Below are 24,198 nucleotides of genomic sequence, written 5' to 3' on the forward strand. Positions count from 1 at the left end.
ACGAACCAATACCCATAACAAACGTTTAGTTTGCATAAAAAAGCCCATCATACCGCTATTTTAATCTTTGCACAAAGTGCAAAATTAGAAGCCTTACGTAAACCCATTCGTAATGGTGAGCTAGTATTTGATGCCTTAAACAAGCAAACGCTTTCCATAGTCCAGGCCACAGGCTTACCCTATTTGGTTTGGGACGAAGAAAAACAAATTGGCGAAACCTTTGCCGAACGTTTTTCTAACGCATTACAGGCCGTTTTTGACAAGGGCTATAAAAATGTAATTTCTATTGGTAACGATAGCCCTAATCTAACAGTATCCAAACTTAAACAGGCCTACAAGCAAATCTGCAAGGGCAAAACAGTTTTAGGTCCTTCTACGGATGGCGGCGTCTACCTAATTGGTATTCATAAAGACCATTTCAGATACAACGATTTTAAGCGCTTGCCTTGGGAACGTATTTCGCTTTTTAAACGTATTTCCGAATCTTTTGGCTTAGCCGGTGAAATTCATCAGTTAGAAACTTTGACCGATGTTGATTCGGAAACCGATATTCTTGAGATACTCCAAAAACCCATCACACAGTCTTTAAAAAGAGCTTTAGTGCTTGGCCTATCCAGACAAGCAGCCCCTAAAACGTACACACACCTTAGCCATACAACACACTACCTGTCTACCTTCTATAACAAAGGCTCTCCCCAGTATACCTAAGCAGTCCCCCCAACCTACATTTTAGAAATCTCAACATCACAAATGAAAAATATACTTTTGGGTATGTTATTGTGCGTTTGCACAATTACCCATGCACAAATCAATATAAGCGGTACGGTTACCGATGCCAATCAGCAACCCTTACCCTTTGTCAATATCTTACTTTTACAATCTACAATTGGTGCTACTACAGATACCAATGGCAATTTTTCTATGGAACTACCCGCAGAAGGTGGTCAGTTGCGTTTTTCGCTATTGGGCTTTACGTCCAAAACGATAACCATTACCAGTGCTAGCAACAACCTCAACATTACATTAGAAGAAAGCTCAGAACTGCTCAATGAGGTTGTTTTGACCGCACTTGGTTTGGAACGCGAAACCAAAGAATTGGGTTATGTAGTACAAAGTTTGGATGCCCAAGGGGTAACCGAAGTAAAATCGGTAAACTTTTTAGATAACCTAACCGGTAAATTAGCCGGGGTAACCATTAACCAAGGGCCAACGGGTGTAGGGTCTTCTAGCCGCATTAGCATACGGGGCGAAGCTTCCTTCAGCAATAACAATCCACTGTTTATCGTAGACGGCGTACCCATTAATAACAACACCGTTTTTAACTTTACCAATGAGGCGGCGGCTGGTTTTCAAGAGGTCGATTTTGGTAACGGTGCCATGGAGGTGAATCCAGATGATATTGAAGAAGTATCTGTTTTAAAAGGCCCAAGTGCAGCCGCATTGTATGGCACAAGAGCAGCCAATGGCGTTGTGGTGATAGCTACAAAAAACGGCAGCCAAAGCAAAGGGTTAGGAATTAGCTACAACACTAGCCTATTTTTGGAAAGTGCTTTTCAGTTGCCCGACTTTCAGAATAACTACGGCCAAGGAAATTCTGGCCAATTTGAATATGTAGACGGTCTTGGCGGCGGTATTAATGACAATATTACTTACAGTTGGGGACCACGATTGGACCAAGGCACTTTGATTCCACAGTTCGATAGTCCTGTGACCCTTGCTGACGGCACGGTAGTTCGCGGTGGTGATACTGCGCTTTACAATGGTTTGCCCATTACGGCAACACCTTTTGTTTCTAACCCAGATAACCTCAAGGATTTTTACGAAACCGGTACCACTTTCATCAACAACTTGGCTATTTCTTCCAGATTTGATAAGGGCAGTTACCGTCTATCGTTTACCGATTTGCGTAGCGAAAGCATTATTCCGGGAGTAAATTTAGACCGCCAAACGGTTGCTGCACGACTCAATTTTAGACCTACGGATAAGCTTCAGATTAATTCATCCATCAACTATGTAAATTCGCAAAGCGATAACCGCCCCTCTAATGGTTACGGTTCTGAAAATGTAAATTACTCTTTGGTGGCGTGGGGTCCACGTTCCCTAAACATTGATAGTCTTAGGAATTACTGGCAACCCGGCCTAGAGGGTAGACAGCAATATTCTTTTAACTATACCTTTTTTGATAACCCCTTCTTTATTCTACATGAGAATCGAAACTCGTTTAACCGAAATCGAGTTTTCGGGAATGTTTCGGCAAAATATCAGATTACTCCACAACTATCCGCTACGGTTCGCAGCGGTATGGATTATTCCGATGAAACCCGGCAACTGCAGCGGGCTTATAGCTCTAACCGCTTTCAAAATGGAGGTTATGCGGAACACGATGTGTTTTTTAGGGAAATCAATACGGACTTTCTTTTAAATTATACCAATCGCTTTAACGATTTTAAAGTTGCTATTTCTTTAGGTGGTAATCGATTGGACCAAAAGGCATTTACGAGCCAGTCCCAAACCACCAGTTTGGCACAACCAGGTATTTTTAGATTAAGTAATGCAGCATCCCCAGTAGAAGTTTTTGAATTTGAATCTAACAAACGCATCAACAGCTTTTATGGTTTGGCCAAAATAGCTTACAAAGATTTTCTGTTTTTGGATATAACCGGTCGTAATGATTGGTCCAGTGCCTTGGCTACGCCATTTTCGGTAGACAATGTTTCGTTTTTCTATCCATCCGTTTCTTCTAGCTTTATTCTTTCGGAGGTTGCAGCACTGCCTTCAGCTATTTCGTTTTTAAAACTTAGGGCCAGTTGGGCACAAGTAGGTAACGATACCAATCCTTACCAAACTTCTGGTGCTTTTGTGGCACAGACCCCTTATTTAGGACAAGCAACGTTTAGCGAACAGAATTTTATCGCCAATCCCAACCTACGTCCGGAGCAAACCTCGGCCGTAGAATTTGGGGCCGATATTCGTTTTTTTGGCGACCGTTTAAATTTTGATGTGTCGTACTACGATGCACTGACCAAAGACCAGATTTTATCACTGCCCATTGGTATTGCCTCGGGCTTTAGCCAACAAGTGGTAAATGGCGGCGAAGTGCGTGCCAAAGGGCTAGAAGTTATTTTGAATGCTACGCCAATAGTTACTGATAATTTTAAATGGAACAGCACCTTAAATTTTAGTCGTTCTAGAACTACCGTAGAAGATTTACCACAGGAAGATGGGCGTTTAACCTTGGCATACTCCCGTATTTACGATAGTCAAAACCAAACGGTATTTTTACAAGTGGAAGAAGGCGGCCGTATTGGGGATTTGTACGGCACGGGCTATTTAAGAAATGAAAATGGCGATTTTATCCTAACGGAAGAAGGCCGCTACATCCCAGATAACAACCTGCAAAAACTAGGTAATTACAATCCAGATTTTATGCTAGGTTTCAACAATCAATTCAGTTATAAGAATTGGGATTTGGGCTTTCTGTTAGACTGGCGTCAAGGGGGTATTATCGTATCCCGTACGCGTGCTTTAGGTAATGTGGGCGGTCAATTGGCAGAAACCGCGTTTAGGCCAGAAGAAGGTATTGTGCCACAAGGCGTAGTTAATACCGGTACAACAGAAAATCCGGTTTATGTAGAAAACACGGTGGCGGTAACCCCAGAAAGTTACTACCGCCAGTTTTATGACCGTAACCATGAAGAAAACAATGTGTATGATGCTTCCTTCTTAAAGTTACGCCAAGTAGCCTTGGGCTATACGTTCAAAAACTTGAGTTTTTTACAACAAAATGCCAGTTTGCGCCTATCGCTAATTGGTCGTAATCTTTTTGCGATTACAGAAAACCCACATTTTGACCCTGAGCAATTTGCCGTACAGGGTAATGGATTCATAGGTGGTGTAGAAGACATGTCTTACGCCACCACAAGAAGTATCGGTTTTAAAGCAGGTTTTAATTTTTAAGAAGGTATCCAAATGAAAAATAGAAATAAAACAATTAGTATAGTAGTTGCTTTGGTGCTTTCTACCGCTTTATTCCAAGCTTGTACCAAAAATTTTGAAGACATCAACACCAACCCCAATCAGCCCATTGCTGTAGAACCCAATTTATTGCTTCGCCAAGTTATTTATGATTATGGCGAACAAATGTCTTACGAGGGTTTTACCGCTGGTAATTTGTTGGGCCAGTATAGCACCGCCTTAGATTTTAATCTTTTTGACCGTCACGATTTAAAATCTCCTCAGTTGGGGGGTAATCCTTGGCCAATTATTTACAAAAACCTAAGGGATAATGAGTCCATTTTAGAACTGGCTTTGGAAAACCCTACCCATGAAGTTTATGAAGGTCCGTCTAGAATATTAAAAGCCTATATGGCGATGGCCCTGACGGATTTGTTTGGAGATGTTCCTTATTATGAGGCTTTTCGAGGTGATGCAGCTACGGTTACCCCAGCCTATGACGCACAAGAAACCATTTACTTAGGCGAAGAAGGCATTCTGGATAATATTGATAAAGGTATTGCCGCCTTAGAAAATTATGAGGGTACCATTGCTTTGGAAGGCGATATTTTATTTGAAGGCGATTTAGATGGATGGATTCGCTTTGCGAATTCTTTAAAACTTAAAGCTTTAGTGCGTATTGGCAATCAACTAGACCCAAGTACGGAATTGCAGGCCTTGTTCGATGCGGGAAATTTTATTTCCCTGAACGAAGAAAATGCAGTGTTCGATTTTACCAACGGAGAACCCAATAATTTTAGGTTGGCGCGCTTGCGTATTGGCGACTTTAACAATTTTGTGCTGTCGGAAACTATGGAAGATATTTTAAAGGATTTGGAAGACCCACGCATAGCCACTTTTTATAGACCTTTTGCCAATAGTGATTCCGCAGATTTTAACGGGTTACTCAACGGTATCGATGCTTCACAAACTTCTATTAACCTAGCGGACTACTCTTTGCCAGGGACTATTTTTAGGGAGGAAACCGGCAGATTAGACGCCAATTTTATGACGGCATGGGAAACCCATTTTTTATGGGCAGAAGCAGCCGAACGTGGGTGGATTACCGCCAATAGTACAGAATTGTATAACACTGCCGTTACCCAAGCCTTTGCCTATTGGGGCACCAATTTGCCCAACACCTACTTAGGAGGACCCGCCGCTTTAGCCAATGGCGATGCCCTGCAGCAAATAATCACCCAAAAATGGATTGCCAATACTATTAATGGGTATGAAGGTTGGATAGAATTTAGAAGAACCGGGTTTCCGCAGTTACGAACAATCTCCGCCAGTTTAAATAACGATGTAATTCCCGTTCGTATGCCTTATCCAGCAGAAGAGCAGGCACTAAACGCAGAAAATTATGAGGCGGCGGCGGCCAATACCAATGATAACAGTATAAATACCCCCGTTTGGTGGGATAACGAATAACATGCGGCCCAATTTAGACATAGCACTTTTAAATCTTAACCCCGGTAGTATTGGTATACTACAATGGGGTTTGGTGCTTTTGTCTAGCTTGGCATTCATCCTATTATCACCACTAGCTAAAAATACCGAACAGTTTTTTAAGGCTCAGGTCAACCAAAAAGCGCCCAACACCTTTATGCTTATGGGTAGCTTGGTTATCTCTTGGATTTTTGCCAAAAGCATTACCAATGCGGCCAATTTGGGATTGGCCTATGGTTTGGTAGGCGGTGTTGCCTATGCGGCTTATTACCTTAGTTTTATAGTTGCTGGTTATGTTATTTACCAAATGCGAACCAAAGGCGGATTTACCAGTATACACCAATTTTTGACTACCCGCTTTGGTAAAGGCGCCATGTTCTTGTTTTCGGTACTTATCGCTATTCGGCTTTTTAACGAGGTATGGAGCAATACCATGGTCATTGGTTCCTATTTTGGAGAAATGGGTAGCCTGCCCTATTACAGTTCCATCCTAGTTTTTACGGTGTTAACATTAGTCTATGCCTTGAAAGGAGGATTGAGTAGTAGTATTTTTACGGATGCAATTCAGATGGTCCTATTTGCTGTTTTACTGTTTGTGGTTCTTGGTACCATTTTTTCATCGGAGAATAATTTTACCCCAGCTACGGTAATTACTTCTGGAGAGTGGAAATGGGAAATGGGAATAAACCTTCTTCTAGCGGCCGTGTTACAATCATTTAGTTATCCCTTTCACGACCCCGTGTTAACAGACCGTGGCTTTATTAGTAAGCCAAAAACAACCTTAAAAGCCTTTTTATGGGCAGGCTTGGTTGGCGGATTATGCATTATACTGTTTAGTATAATTGGCATATATGCACAACATCAAAATATGGTAGGCCAAGCTGCTGTGCAGGTAGCCAAAGCTTTTGGTGCTATTATCTTATTGGTCATTAACTTTATTATGATAACATCCGCAGCTTCAACACTGGATTCTACCTTTTCTTCTTTTTCCAAACTCGCCACCTTAGATTTGAATTTGGGAACAAGCTTAAGCTTTGGCAGGTGGGCAATGGTGGTCATTGCTATTTTAGGAACGTTACCCATTTTTATGGATGCAGAAATTCTATCGGCCACTACTATAAGTGGTACCATGGTAATTGGCCTAACCCCTGTTTTTGTATTGTGGAAAAAGAAAGTTTCTACTGCCAACTACTACTTGAGTGTTATTGGCGGTCTAGTCTTTGGATTTTTATTGGTTTTTGGGGTGTTCCCAAACGCCCTCATTTTTACCCATGGCAAATATGCCGATTTACTTTGGGTTAATTTTTGGGGTATTCTCGTGTCTTTCCTCTTATATTTAATACCGCTATGGAGAAGAAAATAATGCATTTGGAGGTCCAAACGGATCGAATACTGGTATTCGGTGGGGTTTACAGCAACCTACAGGCCTTGCAAGAACTAAAAAGCATTGCAGAAGCAGAAGGTATTGCGCCGGAACACTGCATTTGTACAGGAGATATTGTGGGTTATTGCGCGCAACCAGAAGAAACTGTTCAGCTGTTTAGAGAATGGGGCGCATTGAGTATTTCTGGGAATGTGGAACAGCAGTTGGCAGACGGAAGCGACGATTGTGGCTGTGATTTTACCGAAGGTAGCCGATGCGATGTTTTTTCCAGAACGTGGTTTCCTTTTTCAAAAGAGCAGTTATCCAAAGATGCTATCGAGTGGATGGAAACGCTTCCAGAACATCTACGATTTACGTTTGCCGGTAAAAAAATTACCGTAGTACACGGTTCATACGAACAGGTGTCCGACTTTATATTTGAGTCCACTTCAGTAGATAAAAAACAGGTTAGTTTTAGTGCATCGCAAAGCGATGTTATTCTTGCTGGGCATTGCGGATTACCCTTTCATCATGAATTTGACAATAAATTGTGGTTAAATCCTGGTGTTATTGGTATGCCTGCGAATGACGGTACCCCGCGTGTTTGGTATATGCTGCTTGAAGAGGTAGAGGGCGAATTAAAATATACCCATCGTTCTTTTGAATACGATTACCACACGGCAAAGCAACTAATGCACATCAACTTTTTACCCGAAGCCTACGCAGATACGCTGCAGACCGGACTTTGGGACAATATGGAAATCTTGCCCGAATTAGAAAAAATGGCGCAGGGTATTCCTATCGATTTTAATACAAATTCCAAAACAAATAAAAACACAAAACAAAATACCATGGCAAATAACTATTACGACCCAGCAGACTTAAGAAAATTTGGAAAAATCACTGAATGGAGTGAAGAGCTTGGCACCAAATTTTTTGACTATTACGGTAAGGTTTTTGAAGAAGGCGCACTAACTGCTAGAGAAAAGTCTTTAATTGCCTTGGCCGTTTCTCACGTGGTTAAATGTCCATATTGTATAGATGCTTATACAAAAGATGGCCTACAAAAGGGGATTACCAAAGAAGAAATGATGGAAGCCGTGCATGTTGGCGCTGCCATAGAAAGTGGAGCCACCTTGGTACATGGTGTACAAATGATGAACAAATACAATAAACTATCGCACTAATGGAAAAGAGTATCATGAACGACCTGAAAAAGGCGAAAAAACCGAAGCTAAAAACGCTACAAGCCCGGGAAAACGACCTTGCACAACCCAATAAGCAGTTAGCCATATTAAACGGAGGTCTATTTGCCGATGGTGAATTACCATATTTTAAGGATAAAATTAGTGAGATAGGACAATTTCCGCTTCGCCCTAATAAATTGGAAATTCTACAGATAAACGTAGGGTATATGTGCAACATTACTTGTGAGCATTGCCATGTAGATGCGGGCCCTACCAGAAAGGAAATCATGACGGTGGAAACCATGGAGCAATGCCTAGAAGTAATTAGAAATACAGGGGCGCATACCTTGGATTTAACAGGTGGCGCACCAGAAATGAACCCTAATTTTAGATGGTTTGTAGAAGAGGCTTCCAAAGCTGGTATTAAGGATTTTATCGTGCGGTCTAATTTGTCCATCATTTTGGCCAATCCAAAGTTTAACGACCTGCCAGAATTCTTTAAAAAACACAATGTACACGTTGTATCTTCCCTACCGCATTATACCCGTGGAAAAACTGATAAACAGCGTGGCGACGGGGTTTTTGACAAATCGATTAAAGCGTTACAACTATTGAACGAAGTGGGTTATGGAATGCCAGACAGTGATTTACGTTTGGATTTAGTTTACAACCCGTCTGGAGCCTATTTACCTGGTGACCAAATGGCCTTGGAGCGCGATTTTAAAAAGGCATTGGACGAAGATTTTGGTATTCAATTTCATAATCTATTTGCCATTACCAATTTGCCCATTTCCCGTTTCTTGGATTACTTAATAGCATCTGACAATTACGAGGATTACATGTATTCTTTAGTAGAAGCTTATAACCCGTCTGCGGTGAGCAGTGTTATGTGTACCAATACTATTTCCGTTAGTTGGGATGGTTGGCTTTATGATTGTGATTTTAATCAGATGTTGGGCTTAAAAGTGGCCAATAAAATAAAACACATTAAAGATTACAATGAGGATTTGATCAATGATAGAAACATCATCATTTCCCAGCATTGTTATGGTTGTACCGCAGGAGCGGGAAGTAGTTGCCAAGGAACGGTGGCGTAAGAGCGTATTTTACTAAAGTAAATCCGTTATTTTAGCAACAACGTCATCTGGCGTAATGGTCTCGATGGCCTTGTCATATCCTTCCGGAAACTTATTACCGTATACGGATGTTGGTAGTAATGGAAAGGTATCTAGGTTTGGTAAAATACTATGTGATAAAGGTTGATTATAAGGAACAAAACCCGCATAGGGATGGGTAACACCCCATAAGGTAACCACAGGCACCCCGTAATTTGCCGCAAGATGACCGTTACCACTGTCCATGGCTAACATAACCGATAGGTTTGCAATAAGGTCCAATTCCGCCTTAAAAGGCACACTAAACGTCATATTGACTACTCGGTTATTGAATTTACTAGCCAAGGTATCTAACAGTTCCTTTTCTTTGGGTCCACCACCAAAAAGTAGCACTTGGGCATTGGTTTGCACAAGCAAATCACGAATAACTAATTCAACTTTATCTAGCGGATACATTTTGCTTTTGTATGTCGCAAAAGGAGCTATACCTATCAAACGGCTTGAAGTATCAATACTGCTGGCTATTTCTTGTGGTAGAATTGGTTTTGATAACACCATATCCTGGGTAAGGTCCACAGCAAAACCCAGTCTGCGAAACACATCCGCGTAACGCTCATGACTGCTCTTAAGCAGTCGCATAACCTTGTTGGTTGGGCGGGTTAACGCCTTTTTTTCATTTCTTCCTTTGTCAATTTGGATAACCGGTACACCAACACTTTTAAATAAGATTCTCAGCACATTACTACGCAACACATTGTGCAAGTCTGCTACGGCATCAATCTTTAATTTTTTTAAACTAGAAAACAATCGGTATAAACCATAAATGCCCTTATGCTCACCTTTTACATCTGCATGCACAACGGTAACCCGTTGCAAATCTTTAAAAATAGGTGCAAAGCTATTTTTGGTGAGTAGGGTTATGCTTAAATTCGGATGGTTTTGTATAAGCGATATTAAAACTGGTATGGTCATGGCCACGTCTCCCATAGCAGACAACCTAATAACCAAAAGATGCTTGTATTTAGGCTTTTTGCCCACGTAGCACAGGGTTTAGTTCGTCATCGTTATACATTTTCATTTGCTTGTAAACTTTCATGTATTTTTTACCCGCTTCTATATCTGCCAACAATTCGTCTATAGCGGTAGATAAATCCTTTTTTTGTTCTAGTAAGACGTTTAATTTGGCAGCACATTCTTTACGGTGTTTTTCTGTAGCATCCGCACGTTCTGCCTCCTCTTTCATGTGGTAAATTTTAAGTGCCAATATGCTTAATCTATCAATAGCCCACGCCGGACTTTCGGTATTAATACCAGCATTAGCTTTAATTTCTACCGATTGGTATTTGTGCAAAAAATAACTATCTATGAACTCAACTAAATCAGTACGGTCTTGATTACTCGCATCAATTTTTCGTTTCAACTCCAACGCGGCAACAGGGTCAATGCTCGGGTCACGTATTAAATCCTCAAAATGCCATTGCACGGTATCTATCCAATTCTTACGATATAACAAATGTTCAATACTATCCTTATCATATGGATTTTGAAACGGTTGGTCTACAGTATCTAATACATGATAGGCACGTATGCTTTCTTCAAATATGTTGAAGGCGTTTTGGCTAAACATAAAACTATTTTTTACAAAGATAAGCTATTGTAATAGGGATATACAAAGCAATACCACTGGTACAATAATCAGGGTTATTAAAAACAATTCCTTAAATCTAGGCCTCTTAATAGTGTCTGTATAATTTGCGAGCACAACCGCAACAGGAAAGAATGAGTAAATTAACCTAGCATACACCTGTGCTGAGACTAAGAATAGTAGCATAAATGCAAGAATTAGATACGCCATAACAATTCGTAAAATAAGAACTTTTCCTTGTCTACGATATCCAATTTTACCAAAAATAAAGAATGCAAAACCTAATGCAAGCACCACATAACTTAAGATGACATAGTTGGGATTAAAAACCAGATAAAACTCAGGACTAATCTTTAGATAGGACCATAATTCTGCAAAGCTAAATATGTTTAATACTACCGCTAAGGTTAACATAACAACCGTAAATAGAGCTGCAATGGGCATTAACCATATTCGTAATTCTTTACTTAAAAACATACCTATAGCAATGTAGATAGGGATACTAAAAACGATACACCACGAATCAAATAAACAGGCTGCAAATAACCAAAGGGAAGCTTCAAAAACTTTTTCTTTACCTCTTTTTTCCGATTTCAAGGCAAGTGTTCTACTAACGGATAACAAAAGAAAAAAAGATGCAATTAGAATCTTCGGTACAACTAATACCTTATAGAAGAAAACCACCAGAACCAGGTAAAAAAACATCGCTAGCGAATTGGTTCTTGTCAACTTAAACAACCGGACTAATTGAGCAATAAGGTAGATAGATGCCAGCAATGCTATGTTACCCAAAAGAGCTATTTCCCATAGGTCCGCTATCGCATTCTTTCCCATGCTAACATACCAAACCAACCAAAAAGCTAAGGCTCCTGAGCCTAACAGAATACCATAATGTACAGGTTTGGTTCTATCAAAAAATGTAGAAATCATAAATTGATCGTAGGAATATTAAGCCTAATTACTATTTTTGTGCCGTAAATATACAGTATATCATGAGCAATTTATTTTACGGAATAGAAGACTTGTTTGTTAATGTGCTTTTTAAGCCATTAGACGCTTTACGATTTATGGATAGCTGGTGGGCCGCCAACACCTTAAATTGGTTATTTATGATTATTGGAGCCGTAGCGATGGTGTACTGGATGGGTCAATTGAAAAAATTCAATGACAATAACGAAGAGGACAAGACTAGCACCTCTCACTCCTTTTTATAGGTCGAATCCAATATCTTTTCGGTAATACATACCTTCAAAATTGAGGGTTGAAACATTTTTATAGGATGTTCTCAACGCCTCTTCTTTTGTTTCGCCGAGCGAAGTTACCGCAATTACCCGACCGCCATTTGTTACCAATTTACCATCTTTAGCTGTGGTACCCGCATGAAATACTAGTGAATCTGATACCGTATTTGCACCAGTAATTTCCTTGCCTTTTTCATAAGCTTCTGGGTAACCACCAGAAACTGTCATCACAGTGGTAGCAAATCTTGGGTCTATGTCTAATGAAACTTGGTCTAGGGATTGATTACCAACGGCCAGAAGTAAATCCATTAAATCCGATTTAATCCTTGGAATTACCACCTCTGTCTCAGGGTCGCCCATTCTTACGTTGTATTCAATAACCTTTGGGTCATCACCAACTTTAATCAAACCAATAAAAATAAAACCTTGATACGGTATGTTATCTTTTTTTAAACCGTCTACGGTTGGTTTTACAATACGTTCTTCTATTTTAGCAAGGAAAGCTTCATCTGCAAAAGGAACTGGCGATACAGCGCCCATTCCGCCTGTATTTAGTCCTTTATCTCCTTCTCCTATTCGCTTGTAATCTTTAGCGTAAGGTAAAATCTTATAGTTTTCACCATCCGTTAAAACAAAACAGCTCAATTCAATTCCGTCTAAAAACTCTTCTATAACCACAGTTGTGCTAGCGTTTCCAAACTTAGCGTTAACCAACATGGCCTCTAGTTCTGCTTTGGCCTCATTAATATCTTCTAAAATCAATACTCCTTTGCCCGCTGCTAAACCATCCGCTTTTAAAACGTATGGGGGATGTAAGCTTTCTAAGAACTGAAAACCTTCCGCTAGATTTTCTGAAGTGAAGCTTTGGTAAGCTGCTGTAGGCACTTTATTGCGCAGCATGAATTCTTTTGCGAATTCTTTAGAACCTTCTAAGGTAGCTGCCAATTTTCTAGGTCCTACAATAATCAAATCATTAAGGCCCACTTCATCCTTAAGAAAATCATGTATTCCTTCTACCAAAGGCACTTCTGGCCCAACCACGAACATTTTAATGTTATAGGTTGTAATCGCCTCTTTAATCGCATTAAAATCAGAAACCCCTATGGCCAAATTTGTAGCTATTGACGAAGTACCCGCGTTGCCGGGCGCAACAAAAAGTTGGTCTACTTTATCGCTTTGTGCAATTTTCCAAGCTAGGGTGTGTTCGCGGCCACCAGAACCAATTATTAATACGTTCATAGAAAGTTAAATGTGCTGATTAAAGCGACAAAAATAGTAAGAGTTATTCTATTTCCTATTTACTTCTTTGAAATCTCTGTGCTCTGTTTTTTCAAGCTCCTCTTTTGAAAGTGATTTAAAGTAATCAAAAGTCTTTTTCATTCCTTCTGCGCGACCAACTTGAGGCTCCCAACCTAAAATCTCTTTAGCTTTAGAAATATCTGGCTGTCTTTGCATAGGATCATCTTTAGGTAAAGGTTTGTAAATTACCTTTTGATTGGTTCCTGTAAGCTTTATTATCTCTTCTGCAAAATCCCTAATACTAATCTCGTGTGGATTACCAATATTCATAGGCAAGGTATAATCACTCATAAGCAATCGATAAATACCCTCAATCTCATCTTCAACATAACAAAAAGAACGGGTTTGTGAGCCATCCCCAAAAACCGTTAAATCTTCACCTCTTAGTGCCTGACCCATAAAAGCAGGTATCACTCTACCGTCATTTAGACGCATTCTGGGACCATAGGTGTTAAAAATACGCACGATTCTTGTGTCTAAACCGTGAAACCTATGATAAGCCATAGTAATAGATTCCTGAAAACGTTTTGCTTCATCGTATACTCCTCGTGGACCGATTGTATTTACGTTACCATAATACTCCTCTGTTTGCGGATGTACCAAAGGATCTCCGTATATCTCAGAAGTTGAAGCAATCATGAAACGTGCATTTTTTTCCTTTGCTAGCCCCAACAAATTGTGTGTTCCTAATGCACCAACCTTTAAGGTTTGTATTGGTATTTTTAAATAATCTATTGGGCTAGCAGGTGAAGCAAAATGCAAAATATAATCTAAATCACCTGGAACATGAACAAATTTGGTCACATCGTGATTGTAGAATTCGAAGTTTTCTAATTTAAAAAGATGCTCAATATTTTTTAAATCACCTGTTATCAAATTATCCATTCCAATTACGTAAAACCCTTCGGATATAAATCTATCGCATAAATGGGACCCTAAAAAACCAGCTGCACCGGTAACTAAAACTCTTTTCATAACTATATAATTATTTTTTTAATGTATTAGTAAGCATTTTCTTCTCCTCTAAACACATTTATTGCAGTTTGGATAATTATTTTAATATCTAAAAGAAATGACCAGTTCTCTATGTAGAACACATCATATCTTGTTCTATTCACAATATCGTCCCTAGTCTCAATACCTCCTCTAAAACCTTTACTTTGCGCTAAACCTGTTATACCGGGTTTTACATAATGCCTAACCATATACTTTTTAATTTCTTCACCATACTCTTCATTTTGTCTCCAAAGATGAGGTCTTGGACCTACAACGGACATATTTCCGTACAAAACATTAATAAATTGCGGTAATTCATCTAAACTGGTCCTTCTTAAGAACTTACCTAGCTTGGTAACCCTAGTATCGTTACGAGATGCGGAAACTTCTGTTGTAGAATTAATTTTCATGGTCCTAAACTTATAACAATTAAAACCTGTTCCTTTATAACCAGGTCTGTTCTGAACGAAATATACAGGACCTGGATTGTCTAAATAAATTAATAGTGCCAATAATGGTGTTAACCATGATAGTAAAAAAACATATACACAAATAGCAAAAACAACATCAAAACTTCTTTTAAAAAAAGCATTTAATGGATTCTCTAAAGGAATATCCCTTAGTGAAAGGATTGGTAAAAAATCATAATATTCGAACTTGAGTCTCTTTTGAAAAATATTTTTATTATCCGGTATAAACTTTAATGTTTTTATATGGGTGTCGCAAAAAATAATTATATCATGAATCTGTTTATTAGAAAGCTCATTAATAGAACAATACACCTCATCTATACTATTTCCCAGAATAAAATCAAACAATTCTTGAAGGTTCAACCTATTTTCTTTAACTGAAAATTGTTTTACGAACTCAAAACCGTATTCGTCCTTTTCATTAAAAATCCTTATAAGTTGTTTAGGCTTTTTACCATCTCCCAAAACTACCACTCTCATGATATTCCTTCTAAATATCTTTCGATATTTAATTAGTACGAACCTAAATGCAAATTTTATCAGTGTAATTAATGCAAAAACACAAATTAGGTAAATACCCAAATGATAGCGATCTATGAACTTCTCCATAAAGAAGCCTATATACGCATAGAGAAATAAGAAAAACGATATAAACTGCCTTACCAATAAATAAACAATCTGTGTTAATCTGGTATATCTATAAATATCGTAATACCTATTATAGACTGAAATGATAACCCAAGTAATAGATATATAAAAATAGAAAAGGGAAGGATACTTAAAATCCATTTGATATGGTAAAAAATAAACCATAAGATTAAGGATACATAAATCTATAAGATATTTAATCCTTTTTATGAACTTGCCATAACCCACATGTGGTTTTTTATCCTCCAAACTCATTTTTTTCTTGACTTTAGCAAAGATGCCAATAACATTGAACAAAATTTGGTATTGGTAACAAAATATCTTTTGAACAATCTTTTAGGGTTCTGGCACAATCTATAGAACCATTCCATCCCGATATTTTGAACAAATTTAGGCGGTCTTTTTTCCGTTCCTATCAAGGTATTTATAGCATTACCAATACCCAAACAAACGGAATTACATTGTTCTGCATATTTTGACATCCAGATTTCTTGTTTTGGACAGCCTAGAGAAACCAACAAAATATTTGTTTGGCAATCATTAATTGTCTGTAAATGCCCTTTTGTTTCTTCTTCTGTCAATATTCTAAATGGTGGGGAAATTAAAGTGCCGATTTTAAGACCTGGTATATGCTCGGAAACATAATCCTTAAAACTTTTTAAGTTATTTTCCGTATTGCCATATACAGAAACTACCAATCCTTTAAGAGCAGCTAATTTTAATAATTCTGGAGTTAAATCCATACCTGCCAATCTTTCTTGTTTGGCATTATTAAGCATATTAAAGGCCCATTTAACAGGCACACCATCTGTAACAGCCCATTTTGCGTTTAAAATTGCATTTTTTAAAGCCAAATTGCTTTGAGACTCTACTGTCATATGAACATTGACTGCACATAAATAGGAGGACTTTCTGGCTTTTGCATTCTCAATTAAACCTTTTAATAAACCTTCTTTAGAAATTTGGTTTATCTCTATACCGAAAAGCTGTTTTTTCACTAACAAAATTATCTCTCTAATTATTTGTTCTTCTTGGGTTATAACAAAGAAATAATCCAAAGAAAAATGTAAACAACATTATTCCTTTTTCTCTTACCAAAACCGACTCCGTTAACCCATTGACCATAAAAAATGTCAAAATTAACAAAAGATGTATGTTTTTGTCCCTAATTGACTTATATAAAATGAGAATAATAATGGCCATTAGCAAAATGAAACCAACAACCCCTAGTTTTAAAAAGACCCCAAGATATAAATTATGCGAATTAAATATTGAGCCGTGCTCCTTATTAAAGAACAATAATGATTGATATTCATTTTCCTTATAACAATTATCTAAATATAGTTGTGCTTTGGTTACGCCAGTACCAAACCAAAAATTTTCTTTTATCCCTTCTAAAGAACAATTCCAGGTCATATAACGTACTGCCAAGCCCTCGTAAGACCAATCTTGTTGAAAATTGAATTCTGTATTGAAATTTAGCACAAAATCTATCCTAGACTTAAAAGAATCATTGTAGAGATAATTAATGGTAAATATTAGGGCGAACAATACTGTTAGACCTAGCAAAAATCTTTTAGATCTTACCAATCCAAAAACACCTAAGGCTACAAAAGTGGCCAATATAGCCGTCCTAGAACCCAATAGAAACAAAAAGAACAATAAAAAAGCCAACTCTAAAACATATAAAGATTTCTTATCCTTGCCTCTAACAAATATCAAAGAAGTAACCATTAATACACCTAAGCCAACAAACAACGAAAAATAAATAGGCTCATGATTAACCAGAACAGAAGAAAGATTGGTATAAGAAATATCCTTTAAACCTAATACCGCATTCTCTTTAAAGATAACCCGTACAATTGCTGTAATCAAGGACGTTAAACAAAGTATGGAAACAGAGTGGATATATAGATTTATTATTGATTTAAGTTGTTTATCTGTAGTCTTACCTATCATGATTTGGATCATTACAGGTAAAATCAGAACAGTAGACATCCTAAGTACATATTGAAAACCTTTAGGGTCTTCTAAAACGATGCCATTTGTAAAAATAACCCCAATAAAAATTAAGCATAGATAAAATAACCATCCACCATTTTTAAGACGGGAAACCACTTTTCTATCAATAATAATATTTTGAACGATAAACAGGACCCCACCAAAAATCAACACGTTCATAAAGGCGTTACTCCATGGCAACACAACTGCCATACTCAATAAATATCCAAAAGCTAAATACCGATTCTCTTTCAACCTATTACTGTTTTATTTGATTGATTATATCCTTGCTTAGTTTGTTTTAGAAATAATAAAACTAAAATCAATGTGGGAAATATAGCTTGAGCTATCTCTAAATAGTTTTCAAAAAACGAAATACCAACAACAAAAAAAGAAGTTACCATTAAATAAAAGTAACGTCGTTTTTCCATTTTGGAACTAACTCTAAAATACCTATATCTTAATTTAAGGATAAAAGCTCCAAAAAGTAACCCCAACAACGAAAATAAAACTGGTCCAAGTTCCATAAGAAGACTTAAAATAGAATAAACCGGCTTGTTCATAACTGACATCCCATAAGAATCGTCTGTAGTTGCTTTTACCCATAAAGGAATTAGGTTGTTCTTTAATTTTTGATTTTGATTTACAACCCCAATAGGATTTCTAAACTTTTTTGTTTGTTTATTATAAAAATACTTTCCGGACATTATTAAAGAGCTTCTGCTACCATATTGGCCCAGACCCATTCCAAAAAAAACAGATTTTGCATCTGTAAATAAAGATGGCACCCCAACAAAGGTTGACTTTACCTTTAAATTCCTTGATTCTAGAATTTGTTTTTTATAAGATGAAAAGCTTGCCAAATTTCTAGGTGCCAAAACAGACAAAACACCTAAAAATAGTAATATCGCCAATAATACCTTACCTACTTTTATAAAATTAATCAGAGCCATTGTACAAACAATAGCAGCTATAATTGCCAAAGAAATATGTATACAAGAAGCCAGAATAATAGAAAAAACGCCAAAAATCATTACATGATATTTTTTGTTTTCTACCATCAAAATATAATAAGTAACCAAGGATACTTGGTTAATGGTAAAGAAAATATTGGCAAACCCATTTTCTTTATTGATAAACGAAAATATATTAATGGTACCCTGTACGTAATCCCCTGAGGATAAATCGAAGCCCTGATTTAAAAAAGCCACTTGTAAAATCCCAACTATTGCTTCTATTACAATGACTTTGCCAACAAAAAGGTCTAATCTATTTTTATTTAATTTAGAAATGCCATTGGGCGATTTGACCAAAAACAAAAACCAGAAGGAACTATAAAAAAGCAACGCTACTAGATAATTAATCAAAAAAAAATCTGATCTAAATAGTATCCAACAAACAGCCACATACACTGTAATGACCATCCCTAATAAAAGTATACGGTCAAAAATATAAATAAGGGGATTTTTAAAAAAAACATAGACCAAAGCTACTATAGGCATTATAATCATCAACTCCTTTGGTAAAGGGGAAAACACCAATATTTGAGAAATCACCAAGATATTAAGAAGCGTTTTTTGTAAACGTTCATCTTGTTCAAGTAAAAGTGCCTTATCCTTTTCTTTTATAGACATACCTTATTAACCTCGTTCTCAAAGTTGGTATAATATTTATCCTCGGTAAAGTAATTTAAATACCGTTCTCTTCCTTTAGTACCCATTGTTAGCCTCAATTTATCGTCCATCAATAGTTTTAAAAGTGCATTTGCCAATAAATCATGGTTTTTAATAGGTACCAATAATCCGGTTTCATTATTCAATACTATATCTGGCACACCTCTCCAAAAAGTAGCTACAACAGGTAACTTAAACTGCATTGCTTCTATTAAGACATTTCCAAAGGTCTCGCATTCATAAAAAGTAGGAAAACATAATACATCCGCATTTGCATAATAAGTCCATTTTTCTTGAGCGGTTTTTACGCCTAAAAATTCTATATATTCGGTTAAATCATTTTCCTTTATATAGTTAACGCAAGTATTTTTAAATTCAGCTGTATCGAACTTTCCCATAAACTTAATTTTAAAGTTTATGTTTTTTTCCTTTAAGATTTTAGCAGCTTGTAGAAGCACCAAGATCCCCTTGGTCAATTTTAAGGCTCCAACAAATAATATACAATTACCTTCTTTAATAGAAGAAATATTGGTGATAGAAAAATCCTTTATACCATTTGGAATAACTACATCTTTTTTACAGTTAAAATATTTTCCGTCTTCTGGGTTTTTAGAAGATAAGCGTATCGAAAGATCTGGATTGGCATAAACATGGTCAACCAATTTTTTTTTCCAACCTTTATATGTTTTTATTTGCTCACTTACACCCCCTGCCCTAAAATGATAAATTGTCCTAGAAAACAGCCATCTTACCATCAATAAAATAATAACATCTCTATAGATAGCCACATTACTTGGTCCTGCTGGCGGATAGTATAAGTTTTTTATTCCATATCTAAATCTTTTGTAGGCAATATCCAAAACCAAGGAAAACAACTTAAAGATTTTCAAAATCTTAAATTTACCAACAGTGTCTATATCTTTAGAAAAATTCATTCTAGAGTGGTAAATATCTAAACTTTGGTACTCTTTTAATATGGTATTCTGTATCATGATAGCTTGTCCATGATATGGTGGAGGTGTTTGTCCAACAACTAGTAACTTCTTTTTCATCTGAGAAAACTTACTAATGTTTTAAATTACTTATTTTCTTTAAAACAAATTGCCAATAGTCTTTTTTTAAATTATACATAGCAACACACATTGCCAACAATAACAAAACCGTCTTTATGATCACCATAGATACGATGTTTAAATCTATGGTTAACAGATGTAAACCCAACATAAAAAACAGCACTAATATTGCAGACAAAGCACCTAACTTAAAATACCTTAAAAAAAAGAAAAAGGGCTTTTTAAAACCTATTCCGAACAGAATATAAAAACCTTGAAAAAAATTAATTACGAACGCTACAAGTATTCCGTATGCAATCGTCAATAAATTATCTTGTAAAAGCCCAAATACCACTGCCACTACGGTTAAAAATGCCGATATAAAACCGGAAATGAACAATAGTTTGGTTTTACCCAAAGCTTGAAATATGGCACCTGTACTGGCCAAAGTCATTTGAGACCATATGGTTAACGCTAAAATTTTAAAAACAGGTATTGAGCCTATCCACTGATCACCGTACATAATCAAAATAACCTCTTCTGCAGAAAAATATAGGAACACGGATAAGGGTAATCCTATAAAGCCAAGAAGCTCTAAAATATTTTTATAATTATCATGTATTATTTCTGGTTGTTTTTCATAGGCCGCTAAAACCGGATGCAAAACAGGGGTAATTACATAAGTTAATGTTTGGGCAGGATATAACATAAGTCTATATGCCCGATCATAGAACCCTAAGTTCGTATCGCCCATGTATTTTCCTATCAGTAAACTGGTTAAGTTCCTAGAAAAATAATTAATGATATTAAACATAAACTGAAATGCGGAATAACTAAAAATCAATTTTATACCATTAAGGCCAAAATTAGTAGTAGGTTTAAATTTACTATTGACAAAATTTATTATAAAGATCAGTATTGCCTTAAAAAACTCTCTGTAAACCAATGCATAATACCCATGTCCTTGGTAAGCCAAGTAAACTGCGATCAACCCAGTTATTATGTTTACTACCAATAAAGCTCCCTCTAATTTTAAAAACAACTTTTGTTTTCTGATTAAACCTTGCGGGACCACATTTAAAATATAAAAGAATACCACAATTGATAAAATCCTACCAATGTTGATATAATCTTTATTAGCATAAAAATCTGCAATTGGATAAGAAACCAAAGCAAATGAAAAAGCGATTATAAATGCAATTATTACGGTATAATTAAAGATGGATTGAACATGCCTATTATCCAAATCATTATTTTGAACTATTGCCGTGCCAATACCAATTTCACCCAATAAATTAAAAAACATGGTAAAAACTAGGATAACCGCAACTACTCCAAATTCTGCTGGGGTGAGTAGCCTGGATAAAATCATGGTCAACAAAAGTTCAAATAAAATATTTGAATATTTTGAGATAAAAGTGATAAGTAACCCCTTTCTTAGTTCCTTTTGTACGGACATACTAAATTTCTAGATGAGCTAACAATTTATCACCAAAGGCCTCTATGGAAAAATGTTCCTTAAAAACTCCATAACTATTATCTACAATTAATTTGGCCTGATCAAACGATAATTCCTTTATATCCATAACAGAAGTAGCTATGGCCTCTCCTGTATTACTTTTGGTCATGAATAAATCCTCAATAGTATTAAAATACTCCATTATCCCTAAAGACCTACCTGTAAGTACGGGAATTTTCATAGAAACAGCATCTATTACTTTATTGGTGATAACAGTATGTGCTTTTTCAGATGCTCCAAAAGCCCCTAAAGCCAAATCGCAATTAGTAACTAAATACTCCTCTAGTCTACCACTAGAAAAGGTATAATCGCTATGTAAAAAAACACAATCTTCTAAATCAAGTTCCTTTACCATTTGATTGTAAGGAACCGCATTTTTCTTAGAATCCCCAAATAAATTTAACTTAAAGGCAACGTCTTGCTGTTTTAATATAGATGCAGCTTCTATAATATTCTCTAAACCATGCAATGGTATAAACGTACCCCACCAACAGATATTTAAATACTCTTTATCCGTTTTTTTATAATAATCCAATTTTGCCTTTCTTTTAGCGTTGATACAAAGTGGAATAACAAAAGCATTAATTTGTTTATTTCCATTAGGATATACTGTGTTAATGTAATATTCTTTTTCTGCATTATTTAAAAAAAACACCTTGTCAGCACTTAACAGTAATCGATCGTAAAACCTATAGACTTTTGCCATTAAAGATGATTTAGACACCATTTTCCTATCAAAAACCCTTGTATCGTAATAAGAGATATAGAAATCTGATATAATTGTTTTCCTGAACAACTTTGCCAATAAAATTTGAATGAACTTGTTATTGTTCATAGCAAGAACGAATACAAAATCCGCTCTTAATAAAAAATACACTCGTAAACAAGAAGACACAAAAACATCTAAAACCTTAAATAATTTTGTTAGAACGGATGGTCTAGAAGTGCCTACGGAAAAATTACTGAAATTAACATTGTAATTACCAGAGTTTAATAAAGTACCGATAACGGTTTGCGATCTATAGGCACCTAAAATATTACCAAGAACATATACATTTTTCTTTTTCATATAGGTTTTTAAGAGCTAAAACATTTTACTTTGGATTACTTGACCCCCTTGAAAAACACACGTTGTAAACCCTGTTCTAAGGAAATTTGTTGTTCCCAATTGGGTAACACCTTATGGTTAGACCAAACCTCCATAACCTCTCTTTTCCTATAGGCCCTTGCTCCCCAATTTATTTTGATTTCCTTACCTGTAAGCTTAGAAAACAATCCTATTAATTCTCTTAAACTAATGGTTTCTTTTGCCGCCAAAGAATAAGTAGAAAAAATAGGTTCTTTTTGCCCCGAAAGAATTAAATAGGCCATATAAAAACCATTACATATATCATCTGCATGTAACAAATTGATTTTTTGTTCTCCAGGAGACATATCCAATTCCCTTCCTTCCTTTGCAAATTGATTTAGTAAATTTATCAGTTTTGGTCTAGTATCGTTCTCCGAATAAGAATCGAATAATTTTAAGGTTATACAAGATAAACCATTAGCTTGATGGTAAAATTGGATAATATCCTCAAAAGCCTGCTTAGTGGCAGCATATAAACAAACTGGATTATACGTTGGATCGTTGTTATAGTGCTGCCAAGAGGTACCTGTATTAATAAGATTTTTAACCCCTGCTAGTGCCATTGCCTCTAACAAAAAACTACCGAATAGAATATTTGAATTAATAAGGGTGTTTATATCCTCTTTTTTATGTTCCGCAATAAAGCAAGAAGCTAAATGAAAAACACCATCTATTTCTTCTCTTTTTAGATAATCCGCAAGGTCATCGACTAAATCTGAATAGTAAAAAACACTAACTTCTGATTTTAAACCATCCAAGTTGGTTAAATCGGAATTCGATCTAACCCCTACATGGACCTTTACCTCATTAGAGTTTAAAAATCTGGCCAAATTAGAGCCTAAAAATCCAGTGGCACCTGTTATGAATATATTCATTTAATCAAAAAATTCTTTAAAGTCGCTTAAAACAGGGTGTTCTTGATCCCTTTTGGACAAAATGGGGGTAATACCTTGCCAATCGTAACCAAAACTATTCCATAAAATACCTTTATCGTTATTTGGGCTATAAACGGTTTCTACCATATAATTTAGAACCGTATTATCTTCCAGACTTAAAAAGCCGTGAGCACAACCTGCGGGTATATATATGCATTTGGCTCTAGTTTGGGCGTCTAACAAAACAGTATCGAATTTTAAATAAGTAGAAGAAGATTTTCTTAGATCCAAAACTACATCAATTACAGCTCCCGAAACACATGTTATTAATTTTGAATGCTGCTGTGGTACCGTTTGAAAATGCATACCGCGAACAACATTTTTATGACTGGTAGAGTAATATTGTTCGTCCCATTGAATATTAAGACCCTTTTCAATGAACATGTCCTTATGGAATATTTTAAAAAAATTTCCACGTAAATCCTCAAATAAAGGAACTTCTATTTTAAATGCCCCGGAAATATCGGTGTCAATAAAATTCAT

21 protein-coding genes and 1 pseudogene are annotated in these 24,198 nt (G+C 36.4%); 8 read left to right on the forward strand and 14 right to left on the reverse strand.

Going from position 1 to position 24,198, the window contains the following annotated elements; translation table 11 throughout:
- Nucleotides 1-30 precede the first annotated feature (30 nt).
- The 7 genes and pseudogenes from FBT53_RS05980 (at nucleotide 31) to arsS (ending at nucleotide 9,089) form a co-directional block, all read left to right on the forward strand.
- Complete coding sequence (locus FBT53_RS05980) at nucleotides 31-708, forward strand: DUF2064 domain-containing protein (protein ID WP_136950262.1); 678 nt, start codon at nucleotides 31-33, stop codon at nucleotides 706-708.
- A 42-nt stretch (nucleotides 709-750) separates the two neighbouring features.
- Nucleotides 751-3,957: a SusC/RagA family TonB-linked outer membrane protein gene (locus FBT53_RS05985; protein WP_136950263.1), complete on the forward strand. Its 3,207-nt coding sequence runs from the start codon at nucleotides 751-753 to the stop codon at nucleotides 3,955-3,957.
- A 12-nt stretch (nucleotides 3,958-3,969) separates the two neighbouring features.
- A complete protein-coding gene (locus FBT53_RS05990) occupies nucleotides 3,970-5,424 on the forward strand; it encodes a SusD/RagB family nutrient-binding outer membrane lipoprotein (RefSeq protein WP_136950264.1) in 1,455 nt (484 codons plus the stop codon).
- A gap of 1 nt (nucleotide 5,425) precedes the next feature.
- The gene (locus FBT53_RS05995) at nucleotides 5,426-6,805 is read left to right on the forward strand and encodes a sodium:solute symporter (protein WP_169630321.1); all 1,380 of its coding nucleotides are present in this window, start codon (nucleotides 5,426-5,428) and stop codon (nucleotides 6,803-6,805) included.
- Nucleotides 6,805-7,413: pseudogene (locus tag FBT53_RS06000) on the forward strand (metallophosphoesterase); the annotation flags it as partial. The gene FBT53_RS05995 and the pseudogene FBT53_RS06000, both read left to right, overlap by 1 nt.
- A gap of 243 nt (nucleotides 7,414-7,656) precedes the next feature.
- Entirely contained in the window at nucleotides 7,657-7,992 is a 336-nt protein-coding gene (locus FBT53_RS06005) for an arsenosugar biosynthesis-associated peroxidase-like protein (RefSeq protein WP_010516278.1), read from the forward strand.
- Nucleotides 7,992-9,089: an arsenosugar biosynthesis radical SAM (seleno)protein ArsS gene (arsS, locus tag FBT53_RS06010; protein ID WP_169630322.1), complete on the forward strand. Its 1,098-nt coding sequence runs from the start codon at nucleotides 7,992-7,994 to the stop codon at nucleotides 9,087-9,089. The genes FBT53_RS06005 and arsS overlap by 1 nt, the downstream gene beginning before the upstream one ends.
- Before the next feature lie 12 nt (nucleotides 9,090-9,101).
- On the opposite strand, the gene FBT53_RS06015 is transcribed toward arsS, so the two are convergent.
- Genes FBT53_RS06015 through FBT53_RS06025 form a run of 3 tightly spaced genes read right to left on the reverse strand, consistent with a single transcriptional unit; the run spans nucleotide 9,102 to nucleotide 11,682 of the window.
- Nucleotides 9,102-10,145 (reverse strand): glycosyltransferase family 9 protein, encoded by a 1,044-nt coding sequence (locus tag FBT53_RS06015; RefSeq protein WP_136950265.1) that lies wholly within the window; start codon nucleotides 10,143-10,145, stop codon nucleotides 9,102-9,104.
- Nucleotides 10,129-10,734 (reverse strand): DUF4254 domain-containing protein, encoded by a 606-nt coding sequence (locus tag FBT53_RS06020; RefSeq protein ID WP_136950266.1) that lies wholly within the window; start codon nucleotides 10,732-10,734, stop codon nucleotides 10,129-10,131. The genes FBT53_RS06015 and FBT53_RS06020 overlap by 17 nt, the downstream gene beginning before the upstream one ends.
- A 24-nt stretch (nucleotides 10,735-10,758) precedes the next feature.
- A complete protein-coding gene (locus FBT53_RS06025) occupies nucleotides 10,759-11,682 on the reverse strand; it encodes a hypothetical protein (RefSeq protein WP_136950267.1) in 924 nt (307 codons plus the stop codon).
- Between the two features lie 62 nt (nucleotides 11,683-11,744).
- On the opposite strand from FBT53_RS06025, the gene FBT53_RS06030 reads away from it, so the two are divergent.
- On the forward strand, nucleotides 11,745-11,966 hold the full coding sequence (locus tag FBT53_RS06030) for a hypothetical protein (protein ID WP_010516289.1): 222 nt from the start codon (nucleotides 11,745-11,747) through the stop codon (nucleotides 11,964-11,966).
- Here FBT53_RS06030 and purD read toward each other — a convergent pair.
- The 11 genes from purD to FBT53_RS06085 all read right to left on the reverse strand — a co-directional run bounded on the left by purD (nucleotide 11,961) and on the right by FBT53_RS06085 (nucleotide 24,198).
- Nucleotides 11,961-13,232, reverse strand: coding sequence for a phosphoribosylamine--glycine ligase (purD, locus tag FBT53_RS06035; protein WP_136950268.1), 1,272 nt, complete (start codon nucleotides 13,230-13,232; stop codon nucleotides 11,961-11,963). The two genes, FBT53_RS06030 and purD, sit on opposite strands and share 6 nt — an antisense overlap.
- A 48-nt stretch (nucleotides 13,233-13,280) precedes the next feature.
- The gene (locus FBT53_RS06040; RefSeq protein ID WP_136950269.1) at nucleotides 13,281-14,267 is read right to left on the reverse strand and encodes a UDP-glucuronic acid decarboxylase family protein; all 987 of its coding nucleotides are present in this window, start codon (nucleotides 14,265-14,267) and stop codon (nucleotides 13,281-13,283) included.
- A 26-nt stretch (nucleotides 14,268-14,293) separates the two neighbouring features.
- Nucleotides 14,294-15,661, reverse strand: a complete 1,368-nt coding sequence (locus FBT53_RS06045) for an exopolysaccharide biosynthesis polyprenyl glycosylphosphotransferase (protein WP_136950270.1) — start codon at nucleotides 15,659-15,661, stop codon at nucleotides 14,294-14,296.
- Nucleotides 15,658-16,404, reverse strand: coding sequence for a WecB/TagA/CpsF family glycosyltransferase (locus FBT53_RS06050; RefSeq protein ID WP_136950271.1), 747 nt, complete (start codon nucleotides 16,402-16,404; stop codon nucleotides 15,658-15,660). The genes FBT53_RS06045 and FBT53_RS06050 overlap by 4 nt, the downstream gene beginning before the upstream one ends.
- Before the next feature lie 16 nt (nucleotides 16,405-16,420).
- Nucleotides 16,421-17,662 (reverse strand): O-antigen ligase, encoded by a 1,242-nt coding sequence (locus FBT53_RS06055; protein WP_136950272.1) that lies wholly within the window; start codon nucleotides 17,660-17,662, stop codon nucleotides 16,421-16,423.
- A complete protein-coding gene (locus FBT53_RS06060; protein WP_136950273.1) occupies nucleotides 17,659-18,618 on the reverse strand; it encodes a hypothetical protein in 960 nt (319 codons plus the stop codon). Before FBT53_RS06060 ends, FBT53_RS06055 begins: the two co-directional genes overlap by 4 nt.
- Nucleotides 18,619-19,031: 413 nt before the next feature.
- Nucleotides 19,032-20,132: a glycosyltransferase gene (locus tag FBT53_RS06065; RefSeq protein ID WP_136950274.1), complete on the reverse strand. Its 1,101-nt coding sequence runs from the start codon at nucleotides 20,130-20,132 to the stop codon at nucleotides 19,032-19,034.
- 13 nt (nucleotides 20,133-20,145) lie between these two features.
- Nucleotides 20,146-21,591, reverse strand: a complete 1,446-nt coding sequence (locus FBT53_RS06070; RefSeq protein WP_136950275.1) for a lipopolysaccharide biosynthesis protein — start codon at nucleotides 21,589-21,591, stop codon at nucleotides 20,146-20,148.
- Between the two features lies 1 nt (nucleotide 21,592).
- The gene (locus FBT53_RS06075; RefSeq protein ID WP_136950276.1) at nucleotides 21,593-22,720 is read right to left on the reverse strand and encodes a glycosyltransferase; all 1,128 of its coding nucleotides are present in this window, start codon (nucleotides 22,718-22,720) and stop codon (nucleotides 21,593-21,595) included.
- Between the two features lie 35 nt (nucleotides 22,721-22,755).
- Nucleotides 22,756-23,655 carry an NAD(P)-dependent oxidoreductase gene (locus FBT53_RS06080; RefSeq protein ID WP_136950277.1) on the reverse strand — a complete coding sequence of 300 codons (900 nt, stop codon included), beginning with the start codon at nucleotides 23,653-23,655 and terminating at the stop codon, nucleotides 22,756-22,758.
- Nucleotides 23,656-24,198, reverse strand: a complete 543-nt coding sequence (locus FBT53_RS06085) for a dTDP-4-dehydrorhamnose 3,5-epimerase family protein (protein WP_136950278.1) — start codon at nucleotides 24,196-24,198, stop codon at nucleotides 23,656-23,658.

It is taken from the genome of Flavobacterium sp. ASW18X (genome assembly GCF_005144745.1).
GTDB lineage: Bacteria > Bacteroidota > Bacteroidia > Flavobacteriales > Flavobacteriaceae > Croceivirga.